This is a genomic window from Catenovulum agarivorans DS-2 (genome assembly GCF_000568405.1).
Classification (GTDB): Bacteria; Pseudomonadota; Gammaproteobacteria; order Enterobacterales; family Alteromonadaceae; genus Catenovulum; species Catenovulum agarivorans_A.
On sequence record NZ_ARZY01000008.1, the window covers coordinates 68,380 to 84,713 of the forward strand.

The window sequence follows — 16,334 nt, forward strand, 5'->3', positions numbered from 1 at the left end:
ATACATCCATGTACGCTTCGCTTTTTCATCCCTGAAAAAGAGATTTTTCGATCAACACGCCCATTCACCTTTTGTGCATCCGTGTTGCGGTGAGTTTATTGGCAGCGATAAAAGAGTTGAGGAAAGCGGGTTTGAATGCTGATTTCTAAAACCTCCCTGTCATGGATGACAGGGCGGAGCCTATAGGGACATATTCACGGCGTTTTTAGAAATTATGCTTCAAACTTGCGTCATGGTACTGGTGACCAGCGAATCTGCGTATTAACCGCGATTCCAGACTGATTGGGGATCCTCGATGTTGCCGCGAGTGTACTGGCAGCGATAAAAATGTTTAGAAAGCAAGGTAGTACAACAAAAGAAGGTATTATGACAATAACAGCAAGCGCCCAACCACAACAAAGACAATGGTTAGCGCAGCTAGATTTAACATTCAGCCAAACAGCACATGGCAGCCGACTAAGCCATATAAAACGAAATGGTCCATTGTCGGTGCAAAAAGCCTTCTACCCAGAAGGACCGGACTGCGCACATGTGTACTTATTGCACCCACCTGCGGGTATAGTCTCGGGTGACGAGTTATACATAACCGCCAAAACCGAACAAAACAGCCAAGCCTTATTAACCACGCCAGGTGCGAATCGTTTTTATCGCGCGCGTGAAAATGAACAAATTGGCCATGCACTGCAGTTGCAAGATACAGCCTACACAGTCGCAGCTAATTCAAGGCTTGAGCACTTACCACAAGAAACCTTAATTTATCCAAATGCCAATGCTAAAAATAATCTAACCGTGAATGTAGATAAACAAGGTGTTTATTTGGGGTGGGATGTTATATCGCTCGGGCTACCGGCAATAGGCAAAGAATTTGAACAAGGCAAGTTTGAGCAGTTAACGCAAATTTATATCGACAACAAACTCGCTATTCACGACAGGTTAGTGATTACACCTGAAAATAAATTATTACTCGCACGTGCAGGTTTGGCTAACAAACCTATTATCGGCACTTTTTATATTACAGCACCGAGCAAACTAACCGACAAACTCGCGCAGCAAGATTTGCTTGATGCGCTACGCTTACAAGTTGAAGATGCTGAGCTGAACAAACACGTTAGCATAAGCTTAATTGAAGACGTTTTTGTTATTCGTTATTTGGGGCAGCGTAGCGCTGAGTGTAAAAAAATATTTATCGCCCTTTGGCAAACAACTCGCCAAGCTTTGTATCAAAGCCAAGTGGCGCAACCAAGAATCTGGTTAACTTAGAACAACTAGCAAAGAGAACTGATTATGGATTTATTACCAAGAGAAAAAGACAAGCTGCTGATTTTTACCGCAGCTTTGTTAGCGGAGCGACGTTTAAATCGTGGTTTAAAACTCAATTATCCAGAAGCCATGGCCTATATCTCCATGGAAATTATTGAAGGTGCGCGCGATGGCAAAACCGTTGCTGAGTTAATGGATTATGGGCGTACTTTGTTAACCCGTGATCAGGTTATGGAAGGCATAGCAGAGCTAATTCCAGAAGTACAAGTTGAAGCAACCTTCCCTGATGGCACTAAGCTAGTAACAGTGCACAACCCAATTGTATAGGAGCGCAGCATGATACCAGGTGAAATTAAAACACCCGCGGGCGAACGAGAACTTAATGTGGGCCGAGCAAAAATTACTTTAGAAGTGGTTAACAGCGGTGATCGTCCTGTACAAGTGGGTTCACACTACCATTTTTATGAAGCAAACCCTGCACTGAAATTCGATCGTGAAAAAGCATACGGTTTTCGTTTAGATATAACCGCTGGCACAGCAGTGCGTTTTGAACCAGGCCAAGAGCGCGAAGTGACCTTAGTTGCCTACGCAGGTAAACGCAAAGTTTATGGTTTTAGAGGTGAAGTGATGGGAGGGCTGAAGTAATGGCGAGTATAGATAAACACGCATATGCACATATGTTCGGCCCAACGGTTGGTGATAAGGTGCGCTTGGGTGACACTGAGTTGTGGATAGAAGTTGAAAAAGATTTCACCACCTACGGCGAAGAAGTTAAATTTGGTGGTGGTAAAGTGATTCGCGACGGTATGGGGCAAAGCCAAGCATCGTGCCATAAAACCGTTGATTTGGTCATCACCAATGCGCTGATTTTAGATCACTGGGGCATAGTTAAAGCCGATATCGGTGTTAAAGATGGCCGTATCGCCATTATTGGTAAAGCTGGTAATCCTGACGTTCAAGACAATATTGATATTGAAGTTGGCCCAGGTACAGAGGTTATTGCTGGTGAAGGGCAAATAATCACTGCGGGTGGTATTGATGCGCATATTCATTTTATTTGCCCTCAGCAAGTTGAAGAAGCTTTGATGTCTGGTGTAACCACTATGATTGGCGGCGGCACTGGCCCTGCCACAGGTTCGAATGCGACAACTTGTACACCTGGTCCTTGGAATATTTTCAAAATGTTGCAAGCGACTAACGATATGCCAATGAATTTTGGGTTTTTGGGTAAAGGCAATGCAAGTTTGCCGTTGGCGTTAGAAGAACAAATTGAAGCCGGTGTTTGTGGTTTAAAACTGCACGAAGACTGGGGGACAACACCACAGGCTATTGATACCTGTTTAGGTGTAGCGGAAAAGTACGATGTGCAAATAGCTATTCATACCGACACCTTAAATGAGTCAGGTTTTGTTGAAGATACTATTGGTGCGTTTAAAGGTCGTACCATCCATACTTACCACACCGAAGGTGCGGGTGGTGGCCATTCACCGGATATTATTCGCGCATGTGGTGAAGAAAATGTATTGCCGTCTTCAACCAATCCAACTCGTCCGTATACAATCAATACTATTGATGAACATTTGGATATGTTGATGGTTTGCCATCATTTAGATCCAAATATCCCTGAAGATATCGCTTTTGCTGACTCGCGTATTCGTAAAGAAAGTATCGCGGCGGAAGATATTATGCATGATATCGGCGCAATCAGTATGATCGCCTCAGACTCACAAGCTATGGGCCGTGTGGGTGAGATGGTTTGCCGTACTTGGCAAACCGCTCACAAGATGAAAGTGCAACGAGGGCCATTAGCACCTGATACTGAAGAAAACGATAACTTCCGCGCTAAACGTTATATTGCTAAATACACAATTAACCCAGCAATTAGCCATGGTGTTAGCCATGAAATTGGTTCGGTTGAGGTGGGTAAGTTAGCTGATTTAGTGTTATGGAAACCAGCATTTTTTGGCATTAAACCTTCATTAATTTTGAAGAGTGGTTTTATTGCTGCAGCCCCTATGGGCGATGCAAATGCGTCTATCCCAACGCCTCAACCTGTGTATTATCGCCCTATGTTTGGTGCGCATGGGCAAGCTGCGGCTAAAACTTCGATGACGTTTTTATCGCAAGCTGCGGTTGAGAAAAAAGTACCTGAGCAGTTGGGGTTAACCCGCATGATTGGTGTGTGCAAAAACACTCGTAATATCGGTAAAAAGGATATGATCCATAACTCGTTAACGCCTAAAGTTGAGGTTGATCCACAAACCTATGAGGTGACGGCGGATGGTGTGTTGTTAACTTGTGAGCCTGCGACTGAATTACCGTTGGCGCAGCGATATTGTTTATTTTAGGTTTTCGCGGTTGTGGATTAGTTGCTGCTAGTTGGGTGGCAGGGAAGGTAAAGGCGAATGGGGTATTGCTCGAAAAAACGCGGTGAATACATCCATGTACGCTTCGCTTTTTCATCCCTGAAAAAGAGATTTTTCGACCAACACGCCCATCCACCTTTTTGGCACTGGTGTTGCGATTGGTGGTAAGTTGCTGCTAGCTCGGTGGCAGGGAAGGTCAAGGTGAATGGGGAATTGCTCGAAAAAACGCGGTGAATACATCCATGTACGCTTCGCTTTTTCATCCTTGAAAAAGAGATTTTTCGATCAACACGCCCATCCACCTTTTTGGCACTGGTGTTGCGGTGAATTTATTGGCAGCGACAAAATAGTTGAAGGAAGGGATTGGGATTAATAAAGCAGACCGTACAAATCATGGATGATTTGTCTCGAGCTCCCACGGATGGGTTTACAGCGAGTCTGCGTATTAATCGCGATTCCTGACTGATTGGGGATTTGGGTTTACCAGCGCTGCTAATTGGGTGGCAGGGAAGATAAAGGCGAATGGGGAATTGTTCGAAAAAACGCGGTGAATACATCCATGTACGCTTCGCTTTTTCATCCCTGAAAAAGAGATTTTTCGACCAACACGCCCATTCACCTTTTGGGCATAGGCATTGCGGTGAGTAAATTGGCCGCAATAAAAATGTTTCGTAAAGCGGGTTTGAATGCTGATTTCTAAAACCTCCCTGTCATGGATGACAGGGCGGAGCCTATAGGGACATATTTACGGCGTTTTTAGAAATTACGCTTCAAACTTGCTTCGTTGCACGGACTGCCAGCGAGTCAGCGTATTAATCGCGATTCCTGACAGATTGGGCGTTTTTGATGTTGCAGCGGGAGTGTTAGCCGTAATAAAAATTATGCTGCAAACGTGCTTCGTGGCACGAAGTCAAAAGCACTACCTAGTTTGTAAGATCTAGAGCAACAAAAAGATTTAAGAAGGTATATATGTTACAAGTATTTGAAAGATTGAGTCACACACATCAAGCAATAAACGACTCAATAACATTAGATAGAGAAACAAGGCAAAAAGCCCGTATCAAAGGCAAAACAGACCAAGGGCAAGATATAGGTATCTTCGTCGACCGTGGTAATCCATTGCGAGTGGGTGAAGTATTAAAAACCGAATGTGGATTATTAATCGAAATCAAAGGTGCCAAAGAGCCAGTAATTACAGCAAGCACAGAAGACTGGCACACATTCAGCAAAGTTTGTTATCACTTAGGTAACCGCCATACCGTATTGCAAGTGGGCGAGCGTTGGTTACGTTTTAAACCCGATCACGTACTAAAAGAATTGTGTGAAATGTACGGGTTAACAACATCGGATGCTCCTGAAATATTTGAACCAGAAAACGGTGCGTATGGCAGTCATTCAGGACATTCGCATGCACACTAATGTGGTTAATTCACTTAAACTAACTCGTTTATTGCAGCTGTGCAGCCCTGGTTTACCCGTTGGCGGTTTTTCGTTTTCTCAAGGGCTTGAGTTTGCGGTGGAAGAGGGATGGGTGAGTAATGTAGAGGAATGTGCAGCTTGGATAACCACTAACTTACAAGCTTCAATCGGGTCGACTGATTTGGTGATTATTCGGCTAGCACTTGATTGCTTAAATCAAACAAACGATGAGGCGCAGCTGCAACAATTAAACGAGCTTGCTATTGCCAGTCGTGAAAGCCAAGAGTTACGATTGGCTGATGTAGCTATGGGACGTGCGTTATTACGCGTGTTAACTCAACAAACTACCGAGTTCACCGCCGCGCAAATAAAACTGTTAGAGCAGATGCAAGATTGGCAGGATATTAGTTTTGCCAGCGCATTTGCTGTCGCTTGTTATTGTTGGCAGCTAGACCAACAGCTTGCTTTAACTGGCTTTTGTTGGATGTTTATCGAAAACCAAGTTGCTGCGGCAACTAAGCTGGTGCCATTGGGGCAAACGCAAGCGCAAAATTTAATGTTTAGCTTAAGCGAGTTAGTTGATGAAGTGATTGCTGATGCAAATTCTCGTCAGCGTTCACAAATTGGCAATAGTTTACCGAGTGTTGCTATGGCTAGTGCTTGGCACGAAACACAATATTCAAGATTATTTAGGTCTTAACCGCACAAGTTAAGCGCAAGATCAGGAGAACAAAATGAAAAAACAAACGTTACGAATTGGTGTAGGTGGACCGGTTGGTTCGGGTAAAACAGCGTTATTGCGCGAATTATGTTTAGCACTGCGTGAAAAATACAATATGGCTGTGGTAACCAATGATATTTATACCCACGAAGACGCAGCATTTTTAACTCGACACGGTGCGTTAGAGCCTGATCGTATTATGGGTGTAGAAACTGGCGGTTGTCCACACACAGCTATTCGTGAAGATGCATCGATGAATTTGGCGGCTATCGATGAGTTGCAAAAACGCCATGGTGAGTTAGATTTTGTTTTAGTTGAGAGTGGCGGTGATAATTTATCTGCAACTTTTAGCCCTGAGTTATCTGATTTAACTATTTATGTGATTGATGTATCTGCTGGTGATAAAATACCACGTAAAGGTGGGCCTGGTATTACTAAGTCGGATTTGTTAATTATCAATAAAATTGATATCGCTGAGTATGTTGGCGCTTCGTTAGAGGTGATGGAGCGTGATTCGAAGAAAATGCGTGGTGACAAACCATTTATTTTTAGTAATCTAAAAGCCAAGCAAGGTTTAGATGATATTATTCGTTTTATCGAAACCGAAGGTATGTTGGATATAGCGCGCACAGCTTAGTTTGTTGATTGGCACTTGCCGCGCTGCTAGGTGGGCGGCAGGGAAGGTAAAGGCGAATGGGGCATTATTTGCAAAAACGCTGCAAGGCCATCCATGGCCCGCTCGCAAACGGCATCCATGCCGATTGAAGTTTTGCAAACAACACGCCCATCCACCTTTTGGGCGTTGATGTTGCGGTGCGTGTGCTGGCAGGAATTAAAAGCGCTGCTAGGTGGGCGGCAGGGAAGGTAAAGGCGAATGGGGTATTATTTTCAAAAACGCTGCAAGGCCATCCATGGCCCGCTCACAAACGGCTTCCATGCCGATTGAAGTTTTGCAAATAACACACCCATCCACCTTTTGGGCACTGATGTTGCGGTGAGTTTTTGCAGCAATAAAAATGTTTAGTAAAGCTGGTTTGAATGCTAATTTTTAAAACCTCCCTGTCATGGATGACAGGGCAGAGCGTACATGGAAGTATTCACAGCGTTTTTAAAAATTATGCTTCAAACTTGCGTCGTGGCAGAGACAGAATTTAAATTTACGAGGACAAAAACATGTTAAAAAGCATATTACTGATTATCACTACATTTTTTACAACCCAAGCAATGGCGCATCCAGATCACAGCTTAGATCAAACAGCGCACGCTTTTTATCATGCAATATTCTGGATAGCCTTTGCAGCAGTGGTTGTAAAAGGCATAAGCTGGTGGAAAAGCCGCCAGCAACAAATTAAAGATGACAGACAAAAGTAACAAGCCATCCGGCGCATTGCATAAAATATACAAGCGCCAACAACCGAAAATGCACCAATCAAAACGAGTTGGTGTATTACTAAAAACATTCGCCGAAGACGACTATCGGCGAATTGCTTTAGTTATCAAAAAGTGGCTCAAATAAAACCTATGCCCAAGCAAAATCAAAAGCTAACTCAAAAACAAATTAAACAACTCGACAAACAAATTGTCCGCCAGCTCACGCAAGTATGTCATTTAGCGCAAAATGAAATTGATGGGTTTGAGTGGCTAACTCACGTGGTTGATTACGCAAATTTGGCCAAAAGCTTAAAAGTGATATTGGTTTTTGCTACATCTGAACAGCGGGTCAATGCGCAGCGTGAACATGCTAATAAAATCAAAGCTTGGGTTGTTGAATATTTGCAGCCGTTGGATATTACATTCAGTAATATAGACAAACAAATTCAGTTTGATAGTGAGCAGGCCTGCAACAACCAACACAATGGAAACTGGCAATACAGGCTGACTTGTCTACACTAAATTGAAAATAGCAATCAAATGTAGACTATGCAGATAAGCAACGTAAACAATGACACACCAGTAGATTATAAAGCTCTGACTTGCCACGAATGCCGCAATGGCGTTGGATTGGGCTTTGAGATTAGCATGGCTTTCCAACCAATAGTCGATACCGAAAGTCGCTCAATTTTTGCATACGAAGCTTTAGTGCGTGGTGCTAATAATCAACCAGCGAGTTGGGTTTTTCAGCATGTTAACAAACAAAACCTCTATCGGTTTGATCAAACATGCCGAATAAAAGCAATTAAATTGGCGGCAGAACTTAATTTAGATAAATTTTTATGCATTAATTTTATGCCCAATGCTGTGTATCAACCAAGTTTGTGTATTAAAGCGACCTTGTCTGCTGCACAAACTTACAACTTCCCGACTGACAAACTCATTTTTGAGTTTACCGAACAAGAACAGCTACTCGACCAAAAACATATATTAAATATAGTCGAGCATTATCAACAACTCGGATTTTCAATTGCGATTGATGATTTTGGTGCTGGCTATTCAGGTTTAGCCCTATTGGCTGATGTCGAATGTGACCTAGTTAAATTAGATATGGCGCTGATTCGAAATATTGACACAGATCCGCGTCGTCAAGCGATTGTTGAAAGTGCGGTTTCACTGTGTAAGCAGCTTAATACCAAGTTAATGGCGGAAGGGATAGAAACTCAGGCAGAGTTGCAAACTTTGCAAAAACTAGGGATTAAGTTATTTCAAGGTTTCTATCTCGCCAAACCTGAATTTGAGTGTTTGCCAAAGGTTGTGCGGTTTAGTTAATGAAAAAGCCCCATATGCAAACATCGCAAAATGGGGCTTTGGCAGGGGATTTTTGAATTCAGTTAAATATGAATGATTTGGCTGTGGCCATGTTTAACCGACAAATCAATTTTGTTTTTGCTGTCAGCTTTACCATTGCTATAACTGCTATCGCCCGATAGCTTCCCTTGATATTGAGTACCTTCAGGTAAATACAGGTTTATATTGCCATGTCGCGATTGGCTAGAGATTTCGAATCCGTCTTGTTGCAGTTGTTTAATATAGGTGCTGCCATGGCTGTTATCTGTTTTAAGTTTTTTACTTGAACCGACAAAATGAATTTCACCATGCTTGTTTTCGATTTCAGCTCTGTCTAATTGTTTAGCTGCCAACTTAACTTTGCCATGGGCGCTGTCAGCTTTGAATGATGAGCCGATAAACTCATCTATCATTATGCTGGCGTGGGCGCTTTCAATATTGGTTTTACCGATTTCACTGCGCTTAACAGCGAACGAGCCGTGGTTCACTTCTGCTTCTAATAGCTTAGCGGTTATGCTCAATATATCCGTTGAACCATGAGAGCCATCAAAATAAATGCTATCTGCGACAATGTTGTCAATCTTGATCGCAGCATGGTGTTTATCAATCTCCAACGTGCTAGCAGTCATTTCGCTAACCGTGAATTGACTATGATGACTGTCGATTTCAATACTGCTGTAGTTTAATTGGTCGACATTTATCCCACCATGATGATGGCTTATATATACTTTATTAAAATCATTTTTGCCTAAACGAATGGTTATTTTACGCTCTACCGAACACGAGCTGAAAAAGTTATTATTTTGCTTTTGTAAGCTAATTTCGGCTGTTCCCCAACTTTTGTCAATTTCCCAGCTATACAAACAATCTTCAGAGCTGCCATCTAATAAAGTTTGTTGCATGTGGAAGTGGCTATCGGTGTCGCTAGTGTGAGATACCACAACGTTTGAATGAAAGGTTTTAAGTTTTAAGGTCTTAAAATCAGATAGTTGCAATGATTGCTCATTGATATGTGGTTGGCTGCTATTGGCATTTACGCCGCTTACAAGGGTTGCAATAATGGCGGTTGCGCTTAATGAGTAAGTGAGTTTGTTCATCAGTTAATCCTTTTAATCACAGGTCTAGTTTGTTATCGCAATAGCTTTAAACGTGCCAAAGTATTTAAATTTTTGTTTTAAAAGGCTTTTTATAAAGGTGTTTTTTAAAATGGTAAAAAACAATTAATGCTTGTTGGTTATTTTTGCTAATTATTGGTCACTTGTGTGGTCAATATTGTTATTTTTTTAATTGTGAATCTCTTAGGTATCGCAAGTTTAGGTTAGGTATAATGCTCGCCAGTTGTAACCAGCCTATTAACGACAGAAGCTTAAAATGAATACTCTTATTAAAAATATCCAACTACCAACAGGTGATGATTGTCAAAGATTGTTTCATGGTAGAGGCCATTGTTTTGCCGGCTTAGAACATGTTTGTATAGATTGGTTAAAGCCTGTAGTGTATGTGACTGCTTACAAACCTGTTGATTCTGAGCTAAAAGAAGCGATCCAATCTTGGGTGAAAACAAATTTACCTGAATGCCAAAGTCTAATTCTGCAGCATAGATATGCTATCAGCGGTTCATACGACCAAGGTCAATGTGAAGTTTTATTTGGTGATATGGTTAATGAGCTGGTCGTTACAGAGCTTGGTTTGCAGTATCAATTAACCTTAGGAAAGAAACAAAATCACGGATTGTTTTTAGATATGAAAAATGGTCGGGATTGGGTCAAGCAACATGCTAGTGGCAAACGAGTATTAAACTTGTTTGCTTATACTTGTGCTTTTTCAGTTGCTGCGATTGCGGGTGGAGCGGAGTCAGTGGTCAATTTAGATATGAGCAAAGCTGCGCTGGCGCAAGGCCGCACAAATCATCAACTGAATAAACAAGATAAAACCAAGGTGAAATACGAAGCGGTCGACTTGTTTAAATCCTTTGGTCGAGTGCGCAAGCATGCCCCCTACGATATGCTTATTTGTGATCCACCTGCCTTTCAAAAAGGTTCAGTTAATATTGAACGGGACTATGCAAAAATCATTCGTCGCATGACTGAATTTTTAGCCAAAGACGCAGATATTTTATTGTGTTTAAATGCCCCTGATTTGTCTGCGACTTTTTTACAGCGACAGGTGGACGAATTTGCCCCGAACTGGCGGTACCAGCAAAGTTTAAGTGCACCGCAAGTGTTTAAAGAAAAGTACCCCGAAAAAGGCCTAAAAGTCTTTTGGTACAAAAATGTTGTCTAAGATTAAAAGCCTGACACTCGCCCCCATGGAAGGTGTGGTCGACTTTGCTGTGCGTGACTTGCTCACGCGTTTTTCAGGCTTTGATTTATGCGTGACTGAGTTTTTGCGTGTAAGCCAAACCTTATTACCCGAGCGCAGCTTCTATCGGTTATGCCCTGAATTGCAAACTAATCAGGGCAAGACACCATCAGGCGTACCTGTACGTGTTCAGTTATTGGGTAACAATCCTGACTATTTGGCAGAGAATGCTGTCCGAGCAATTGAGCTTGGATCTCATGGCGTGGATTTAAACTTCGGCTGCCCAGCCAAAACGGTTAATAACTCCAAAGGTGGTGCGGTATTGTTGCAGGAGCCTGAGGTGTTATACGAAATCGTAAAAGCTGTACGCAATGCGGTGCCACAGCCACATGTTGTTAGTGCAAAAATTCGTTTAGGTTTTGACGATGCTCGTTTATTCCATGCGAATGTTGATGCGGTTAATCAAGCGGGTGCGAGCAGTTTGGCGGTACATGCACGAACAAAAGCTCATGGTTATAAGCCGCCTGCTTATTGGTTCGAGATTAGTCGGATTATTGATAAAGTGGATATGCCAGTGATTGCAAACGGTGAGGTATGGTCAGTGGCTGATGCTGAAAACTGTCTAAGCCAAAGTGGCTGTCAGCATTTAATGGTAGGACGTGGTGCTTTAGCTATGCCCAATATAGCCAGCGTACTGCGGCACAACGCTGTGCAACTAACTTGGCTGGAGGCTATAGAAGTTTTAATTGCTTACGCTGATTTAGAAATAGACCATGATAAAGGTTTATATTATGGTAACCGCGTGAAGCAATGGTTGCGCTACCTGAAAATACACTTTCCACAAGCAAGCGATTTGTTATTATCAATCCGCAAGTTGCATGATAAAAATCAAGTTTTACAACATTTAACAAGCTTACACTAAGCTCACATTGAGAAAGGGGAAAACAATGGATGAAATTCTAGTTCGTTATATGCATTTTATCGGCATAATACTTTTGTCGTCGGGCTTAGTTGCTACGCATATCTTAACTGGCTGGCAGCTTAACAAGCAGCAATTTAAGAGCTTGCGTATTGCTGATGCTGTTTATGGATTGGGGGCTGTGCTAGTTTTAGTTGCAGGTGTGTTATTAATTGTCAGTGTCGGCAAGCCTGCTGAATTTTATAGTAAGAATCCGATTTTCCATGTCAAGATGACCTTGTTTGTAGTCATGGCATTGTTATCTATTTATCCAACCATTTACTTTATTAAGAATCGTAGCTTTGTTGGCGAGACAATTCAGATACCGAAAAAAATCGTTATGATTATTCGTGCTGAATTAACTTTGTTGTTAATTATGCCGTTATTAGCTGCGTTAATGGCAAGAGGCGTAGGCTTAGCCTAAGTACTTAAAATATCGCATTAAGCAATATCTCTTAATGCGATAAGTTTTATTTTTCAGCATGTTACTGTTGACTCTGCTGTTGCTTCTTTAACTCGGTGATTTCTGCTTCCAAGCTCGAAACTTTGTTTAACAGTTGTTGGTGTTGGGTATTGTGCTCTTGCATCATTTTTTCAGCCCAAATTGGTGTGTGTTCAGTATCCTCGGGCGCCTTGGAAAAGCTAGACGCGATATAACCTGAAATTACACCAAATAGACTGACGCCACTAATGATCAACAAGCTACTAATCACTCGACCCCAAGTTGTAACTGGATAAAAGTCACCGTAACCAACTGTAGAAATAGTAATCAGCCCCCACCACAAAGCATCTTCAGCGGTGGTAATGTTAGCGTTAGGCGCATTGCTCTCGATGATAAAAATGGCAACTGCACTGCCGGCAACAATAATCACCATAAAAACCAGCAGTCCAGCCATAGTTGTTTGGATCCGCTGTTTTAAAATAGGCAACAGTACACTGCGAGCGATGCGGATCATACGAATGACCCTGAAAATTTGTAAAAAACGTAAAAGCCTTAAAGGTTCAATCAGTGGAATGCTGGCAATAAACTCAAGCCAATGCTCTTTAATATAAACAATTTTGTTGTTTGATGAGACCAAGTTAAACACAAAGTGCAGAATAAACACGGTACAAATCATGGTATCAATTAAGGTTAATAACCTACGAGTTTCTGAATGCATTGGCACAACAAATATGCATAAAACTAGCACCATAGCCACGGCTGATAGCAGCATCATAGCGATATCAAAAGGGCTAGGGGCTTTAATGTCGCTGTGGGTTAATGTGTTTTGCGTCATGCAGTAACAACCTTAATTTATTCTTCTGAGGGAAAGTTATCTAACGTTTGTTGAATTTTATCTGCGTATTGGCTTATCAACTTTTGATTGTTTGTCTGTTTTGCTTGTTGTGGTTGCAACTGTTGGAACATACTCAACATTTGCTCTTTCATTTGATCTTTTTGTGCTTGAGTCAAAAACTCCGAGGCATCTAATTCAGCAAGTGAGTCTTTCAATTCTTGTTGAATTTCAGGTGATATCGAATAAGACTGCATAGCGACCTGCATGTAGCCCTGGATAATTTCAGATTGGACAATAAAAAACTCTTCTACCGAAGCAAAACCTTGTGACTGAACTTTATTTTGGAATTGGTTGTACAGTTTAACTTGTTTGAGCGCCGCCGATGCTTGAGCTGCAACTTCGCTTGGCGCTGAATTGGTAAAATCAATTTCGCCCGTTGTGTCCAATAGCTTGTGGTTTTGGTTAAACCAAGATGCAATTTTCGGTGCAGATTTTAACCATTGTTCGATTTGATCTGCGGTAATATTTTGCGCGTACGCTTGACTGACCAAGGTAAAACTACAAGCTGCGATAAGTGACAAAAGTACAAGTTTTAAATGACTAAATGTTTTCATATTGCGTCCTTGAACGAACTTTAAGGTAATTAACGGTATTTTCTCTTATAGATTAGCCCAACACTACTGTTTTATTGCACATCACTACGGTATATTCTAAATATAAAGATAGCCTATCCGAGTGGAATTAAGACTAACAAGATGCGACCTGATTATAAAATACATTTTTACCAGCAACATGCTTGTATTCGATTTGAAGCTATGGCGAACATATGTGAAGTGCTCGTCGATAAGCTTGAACCAGCATTGTTAGAACAGGTTGCGGCTTTGGCATATCATCAGGCAATGCGGGTAGACCATAAATTTAGTCGTTATCGCAACGACAATATTTGTTATGAAATCAATAATGCACGTGGTGAAGTCGTCAATATTGATGAAGAAGTTTTTCGCTTACTCAGTTTTGCCGATCAGTGTTATCAAAAATCGGATGGTCTGTTCGATATCTCATCGGGGATCTTGCGTCGAGCATGGCCGTTAGATAACCAACAAACAAAGGTCCCGTCAAAACAGCAAATCGCAGCATTATTGCAGCTGGTCGGCTGGGATAAAGTAAAATTTGACAATAAAACCATTCAGATTCCAGCTGGAATGGAAATTGATTTGGGGGCCATTGCCAAAGAATATGCGGTCGGGTTAGTTGCGCATGCATGCAGCATGCTGGCGCCAAACGCCTCTGTGCTGGTCAACTTTGGTGGCGATATGCAAGTTAGTCAACCGCGCAAGGACGGCCAAGCTTGGCAAGTCAGTATAGAAAACCCACATGCGTTGTCCCCACAGGTTGAACTGGTGGAAATAACTCAAGGGGCTTTAGCAACCAGTGGCGAAATTCATCGCTCAATTGAAATAGACGGCAAAAGATATGGGCACATTTTAAACCCCAAGACGGGCTGGCCGATTGAAGGCGCTCCAGTTTCTATTTCTGTCTATAGTAAAACCTGCATTCATGCTGGAAGCTTGGCGACCATTGCTCTGCTGCAAGGAGACAACGCCGAGAACTTTTTGCAACAACAAGGTTTGCAATACAAATTGATCGGTTAATTTTACCGCTAGAGGTTGGAAAATATCCGCCACCGCAACTAAGCTAAAATAAACCTACTAAATAATTGTTTGAAAATTATGCAGCGTATATGTGCTTTCGGATTAGTGCTGGTCGCTTATTTATCTCTAGCTACGGCTGTTGCTCAGACTATTGTTTACCCCCCGCCACTAGGTGAATGGGACAAACAACATAATTATCCAATAAAACTGTTGGAAAAAGCGTTAAGTAAAACCCCGTCTACATACAAACTCGAGCTTTACGAAAAAATCATTGATCAAGAGCAAGCATTAAACTTGTTATATCGTAAGCAGGTGGATGTGGTTTGGACTATGACCAACAAGCAACGCGAAGCTTTGTACTTACCTATTCGAATTCCGTTAACTAAGGGGCTCAGTGGTTGGCGATTGTTTTTAATTAAACCTAAGCATCAAAGCTTATTTGCTAATGTTAAAAATCGCGACCAATTATCTTTATATACCGCAGTGCAAGGGCAAGATTGGCCAGACTGTGAAATTCTTCAACGCAACCAACTTAAGCTAGTGACCAAAGCAAACTATATTGATTTAATTGATGTATTGAGCGCCGGCAAAGCACAATACTTTCCACGTGGTGTATTTGAAATATGGTCGGAGAGCGAGCAATTTAAAGCGCAAGGGCATCAAGTGGCGGTTGAAAGGCATCTTGCGTTATATTATCCAACTGCTCTGTACTTTTTTGTAAATCGAACCAATAAAACTTTAGCCGCAAAAATTGAACAAGGCCTGCACAAAATGCTCGCCAACGGAGAATTTGAGCAAATGTTTAAACAAACATTTGCCGAAGCGATAAAAAAGACCAACTTTGCCCAAAGGCGAGTTTTGCATTTAAACAATCCTACCTTGCCTAAACAGACCCCAATCGCCAATAAACAACTTTGGTATATCCCCAAATCAGCAGGCGACTAAATTGAGTAAAAACTCAAGCCATCGGAAAAATCGAATGTGATAATCGAAACAGTCTGTTATACAGATTAAGCCTGTTTTCCTAATATAGTTCCCGAAGCAAACAACAACTTAGTTAACCAGAACTTTATTAGGAGACAGTTATGACTCAATCAATTATCAACACTAAAATTAAAGAATTTAACGCAACTGCTTTTCACAAAGGCGATTTCATTGAAGTATCAGACAAAGACCTAAACGGTAAGTGGTCGGTTGTATTCTTCTACCCAGCTGACTTTACCTTTGTATGTCCAACAGAATTAGGTGATTTGGCTGACCACTACGCACAGTTGCAACAAATGGGTGTTGAAGTTTATTCAGTATCAACAGATACACACTTTACCCACAAAGCATGGCACGACACGTCAGACACTATTGGTAAAATTGATTTTCCAATGATTGGTGACCCAACTGGCCGTATTTCTCGCAACTTCGGTGTAATGATTGAAGAGGATGGTTTAGCACTTCGCGGTACTTTTGTTATCAACCCTGAAGGTGAAATCAAAGTAGCTGAAATCCATGATTTAGGTATTGGCCGCAGTGCAAAAGAATTGGTTCGTAAAATTCAAGCAGCACAATATGTTGCAGAGCACGACGGTGAAGTTTGCCCAGCTGCATGGCAACCAGGTGAAGAAACATTAGCACCTTCATTAGACTTAGTTGGCAAAATCTAACCGT

The 16,334-nt window shown here is 41.8% G+C and carries 20 protein-coding genes; 17 read left to right on the top strand and 3 right to left on the bottom strand.

The features are described 5' to 3' along the window. Positions 1–366: 366 nt before the first annotated feature. From DS2_RS06345 to DS2_RS06390, 11 genes are all read left to right on the top strand, one after another. Positions 367–1,260: an urease accessory protein UreD gene (locus tag DS2_RS06345; protein WP_235188551.1), complete on the top strand. Its 894-nt coding sequence runs from the start codon at positions 367–369 to the stop codon at positions 1,258–1,260. A 24-nt stretch (positions 1,261–1,284) separates the two neighbouring features. Further along, positions 1,285–1,587: an urease subunit gamma gene (locus DS2_RS06350; protein ID WP_016956967.1), complete on the top strand. Its 303-nt coding sequence runs from the start codon at positions 1,285–1,287 to the stop codon at positions 1,585–1,587. A gap of 9 nt (positions 1,588–1,596) precedes the next feature. After that, complete coding sequence (locus DS2_RS06355; RefSeq protein ID WP_035013836.1) at positions 1,597–1,905, top strand: urease subunit beta; 309 nt, start codon at positions 1,597–1,599, stop codon at positions 1,903–1,905. Continuing rightward, positions 1,905–3,608 (top strand): urease subunit alpha, encoded by a 1,704-nt coding sequence (ureC, locus tag DS2_RS06360; RefSeq protein WP_035013837.1) that lies wholly within the window; start codon positions 1,905–1,907, stop codon positions 3,606–3,608. The genes DS2_RS06355 and ureC overlap by 1 nt, the downstream gene beginning before the upstream one ends. Before the next feature lie 987 nt (positions 3,609–4,595). After that, positions 4,596–5,045, top strand: coding sequence for an urease accessory protein UreE (locus tag DS2_RS06365; RefSeq protein ID WP_035013838.1), 450 nt, complete (start codon positions 4,596–4,598; stop codon positions 5,043–5,045). Then, complete coding sequence (locus tag DS2_RS06370; protein WP_235188552.1) at positions 5,011–5,745, top strand: urease accessory protein UreF; 735 nt, start codon at positions 5,011–5,013, stop codon at positions 5,743–5,745. The genes DS2_RS06365 and DS2_RS06370 overlap by 35 nt, the downstream gene beginning before the upstream one ends. A 34-nt stretch (positions 5,746–5,779) precedes the next feature. Next, positions 5,780–6,403 (top strand): urease accessory protein UreG, encoded by a 624-nt coding sequence (ureG, locus tag DS2_RS06375; RefSeq protein ID WP_035013839.1) that lies wholly within the window; start codon positions 5,780–5,782, stop codon positions 6,401–6,403. Positions 6,404–6,939: 536 nt separating this feature from the next. Next, positions 6,940–7,137 (top strand): hypothetical protein, encoded by a 198-nt coding sequence (locus DS2_RS06380; RefSeq protein ID WP_035013840.1) that lies wholly within the window; start codon positions 6,940–6,942, stop codon positions 7,135–7,137. Then, positions 7,121–7,282: a hypothetical protein gene (locus DS2_RS20535; RefSeq protein ID WP_160168542.1), complete on the top strand. Its 162-nt coding sequence runs from the start codon at positions 7,121–7,123 to the stop codon at positions 7,280–7,282. The genes DS2_RS06380 and DS2_RS20535 overlap by 17 nt, the downstream gene beginning before the upstream one ends. A 5-nt stretch (positions 7,283–7,287) precedes the next feature. Continuing rightward, positions 7,288–7,659 (top strand): Fis family transcriptional regulator, encoded by a 372-nt coding sequence (locus tag DS2_RS06385; RefSeq protein WP_152537553.1) that lies wholly within the window; start codon positions 7,288–7,290, stop codon positions 7,657–7,659. A gap of 27 nt (positions 7,660–7,686) precedes the next feature. Beyond that, complete coding sequence (locus DS2_RS06390; protein ID WP_051479673.1) at positions 7,687–8,469, top strand: EAL domain-containing protein; 783 nt, start codon at positions 7,687–7,689, stop codon at positions 8,467–8,469. Positions 8,470–8,531: 62 nt separating this feature from the next. Here the strand turns inward: DS2_RS06390 and DS2_RS06395 are convergent, their stop codons facing one another. Next, a complete protein-coding gene (locus tag DS2_RS06395) occupies positions 8,532–9,584 on the bottom strand; it encodes a DUF4097 family beta strand repeat-containing protein (RefSeq protein ID WP_035013841.1) in 1,053 nt (350 codons plus the stop codon). A gap of 274 nt (positions 9,585–9,858) precedes the next feature. Here DS2_RS06395 and DS2_RS06400 point away from each other — a divergent pair, with 274 nt between their 5' ends. From DS2_RS06400 to DS2_RS06410, 3 genes are read left to right on the top strand one after another with little or no spacing between them, the layout of a single operon-like run. Next, positions 9,859–10,770 (top strand): class I SAM-dependent methyltransferase, encoded by a 912-nt coding sequence (locus DS2_RS06400; RefSeq protein WP_035013842.1) that lies wholly within the window; start codon positions 9,859–9,861, stop codon positions 10,768–10,770. After that, the gene (locus DS2_RS06405) at positions 10,760–11,710 is read left to right on the top strand and encodes a tRNA-dihydrouridine synthase (RefSeq protein ID WP_200870121.1); all 951 of its coding nucleotides are present in this window, start codon (positions 10,760–10,762) and stop codon (positions 11,708–11,710) included. Before DS2_RS06400 ends, DS2_RS06405 begins: the two co-directional genes overlap by 11 nt. Positions 11,711–11,735: 25 nt before the next feature. Further along, positions 11,736–12,170 carry a DUF2214 family protein gene (locus DS2_RS06410; protein ID WP_035013843.1) on the top strand — a complete coding sequence of 145 codons (435 nt, stop codon included), beginning with the start codon at positions 11,736–11,738 and terminating at the stop codon, positions 12,168–12,170. Positions 12,171–12,231: 61 nt separating this feature from the next. On the opposite strand, the gene DS2_RS06415 is transcribed toward DS2_RS06410, so the two are convergent. Beyond that, positions 12,232–13,023 carry an ion transporter gene (locus DS2_RS06415; protein WP_035013844.1) on the bottom strand — a complete coding sequence of 264 codons (792 nt, stop codon included), beginning with the start codon at positions 13,021–13,023 and terminating at the stop codon, positions 12,232–12,234. Between the two features lie 17 nt (positions 13,024–13,040). Beyond that, a complete protein-coding gene (locus DS2_RS06420) occupies positions 13,041–13,637 on the bottom strand; it encodes a hypothetical protein (RefSeq protein WP_035013845.1) in 597 nt (198 codons plus the stop codon). Positions 13,638–13,778: 141 nt separating this feature from the next. Here DS2_RS06420 and DS2_RS06425 point away from each other — a divergent pair, with 141 nt between their 5' ends. The 3 genes from DS2_RS06425 (at position 13,779) to ahpC (ending at position 16,330) form a co-directional block, all read left to right on the top strand. After that, the gene (locus tag DS2_RS06425; RefSeq protein WP_051479674.1) at positions 13,779–14,675 is read left to right on the top strand and encodes an FAD:protein FMN transferase; all 897 of its coding nucleotides are present in this window, start codon (positions 13,779–13,781) and stop codon (positions 14,673–14,675) included. 78 nt (positions 14,676–14,753) lie between these two features. Further along, a complete protein-coding gene (locus DS2_RS06430) occupies positions 14,754–15,620 on the top strand; it encodes a hypothetical protein (RefSeq protein WP_035013846.1) in 867 nt (288 codons plus the stop codon). Positions 15,621–15,760: 140 nt separating this feature from the next. After that, on the top strand, positions 15,761–16,330 hold the full coding sequence (ahpC, locus tag DS2_RS06435; RefSeq protein ID WP_035013847.1) for an alkyl hydroperoxide reductase subunit C: 570 nt from the start codon (positions 15,761–15,763) through the stop codon (positions 16,328–16,330). The last annotated feature ends 4 nt before the right edge of the window (positions 16,331–16,334 follow it).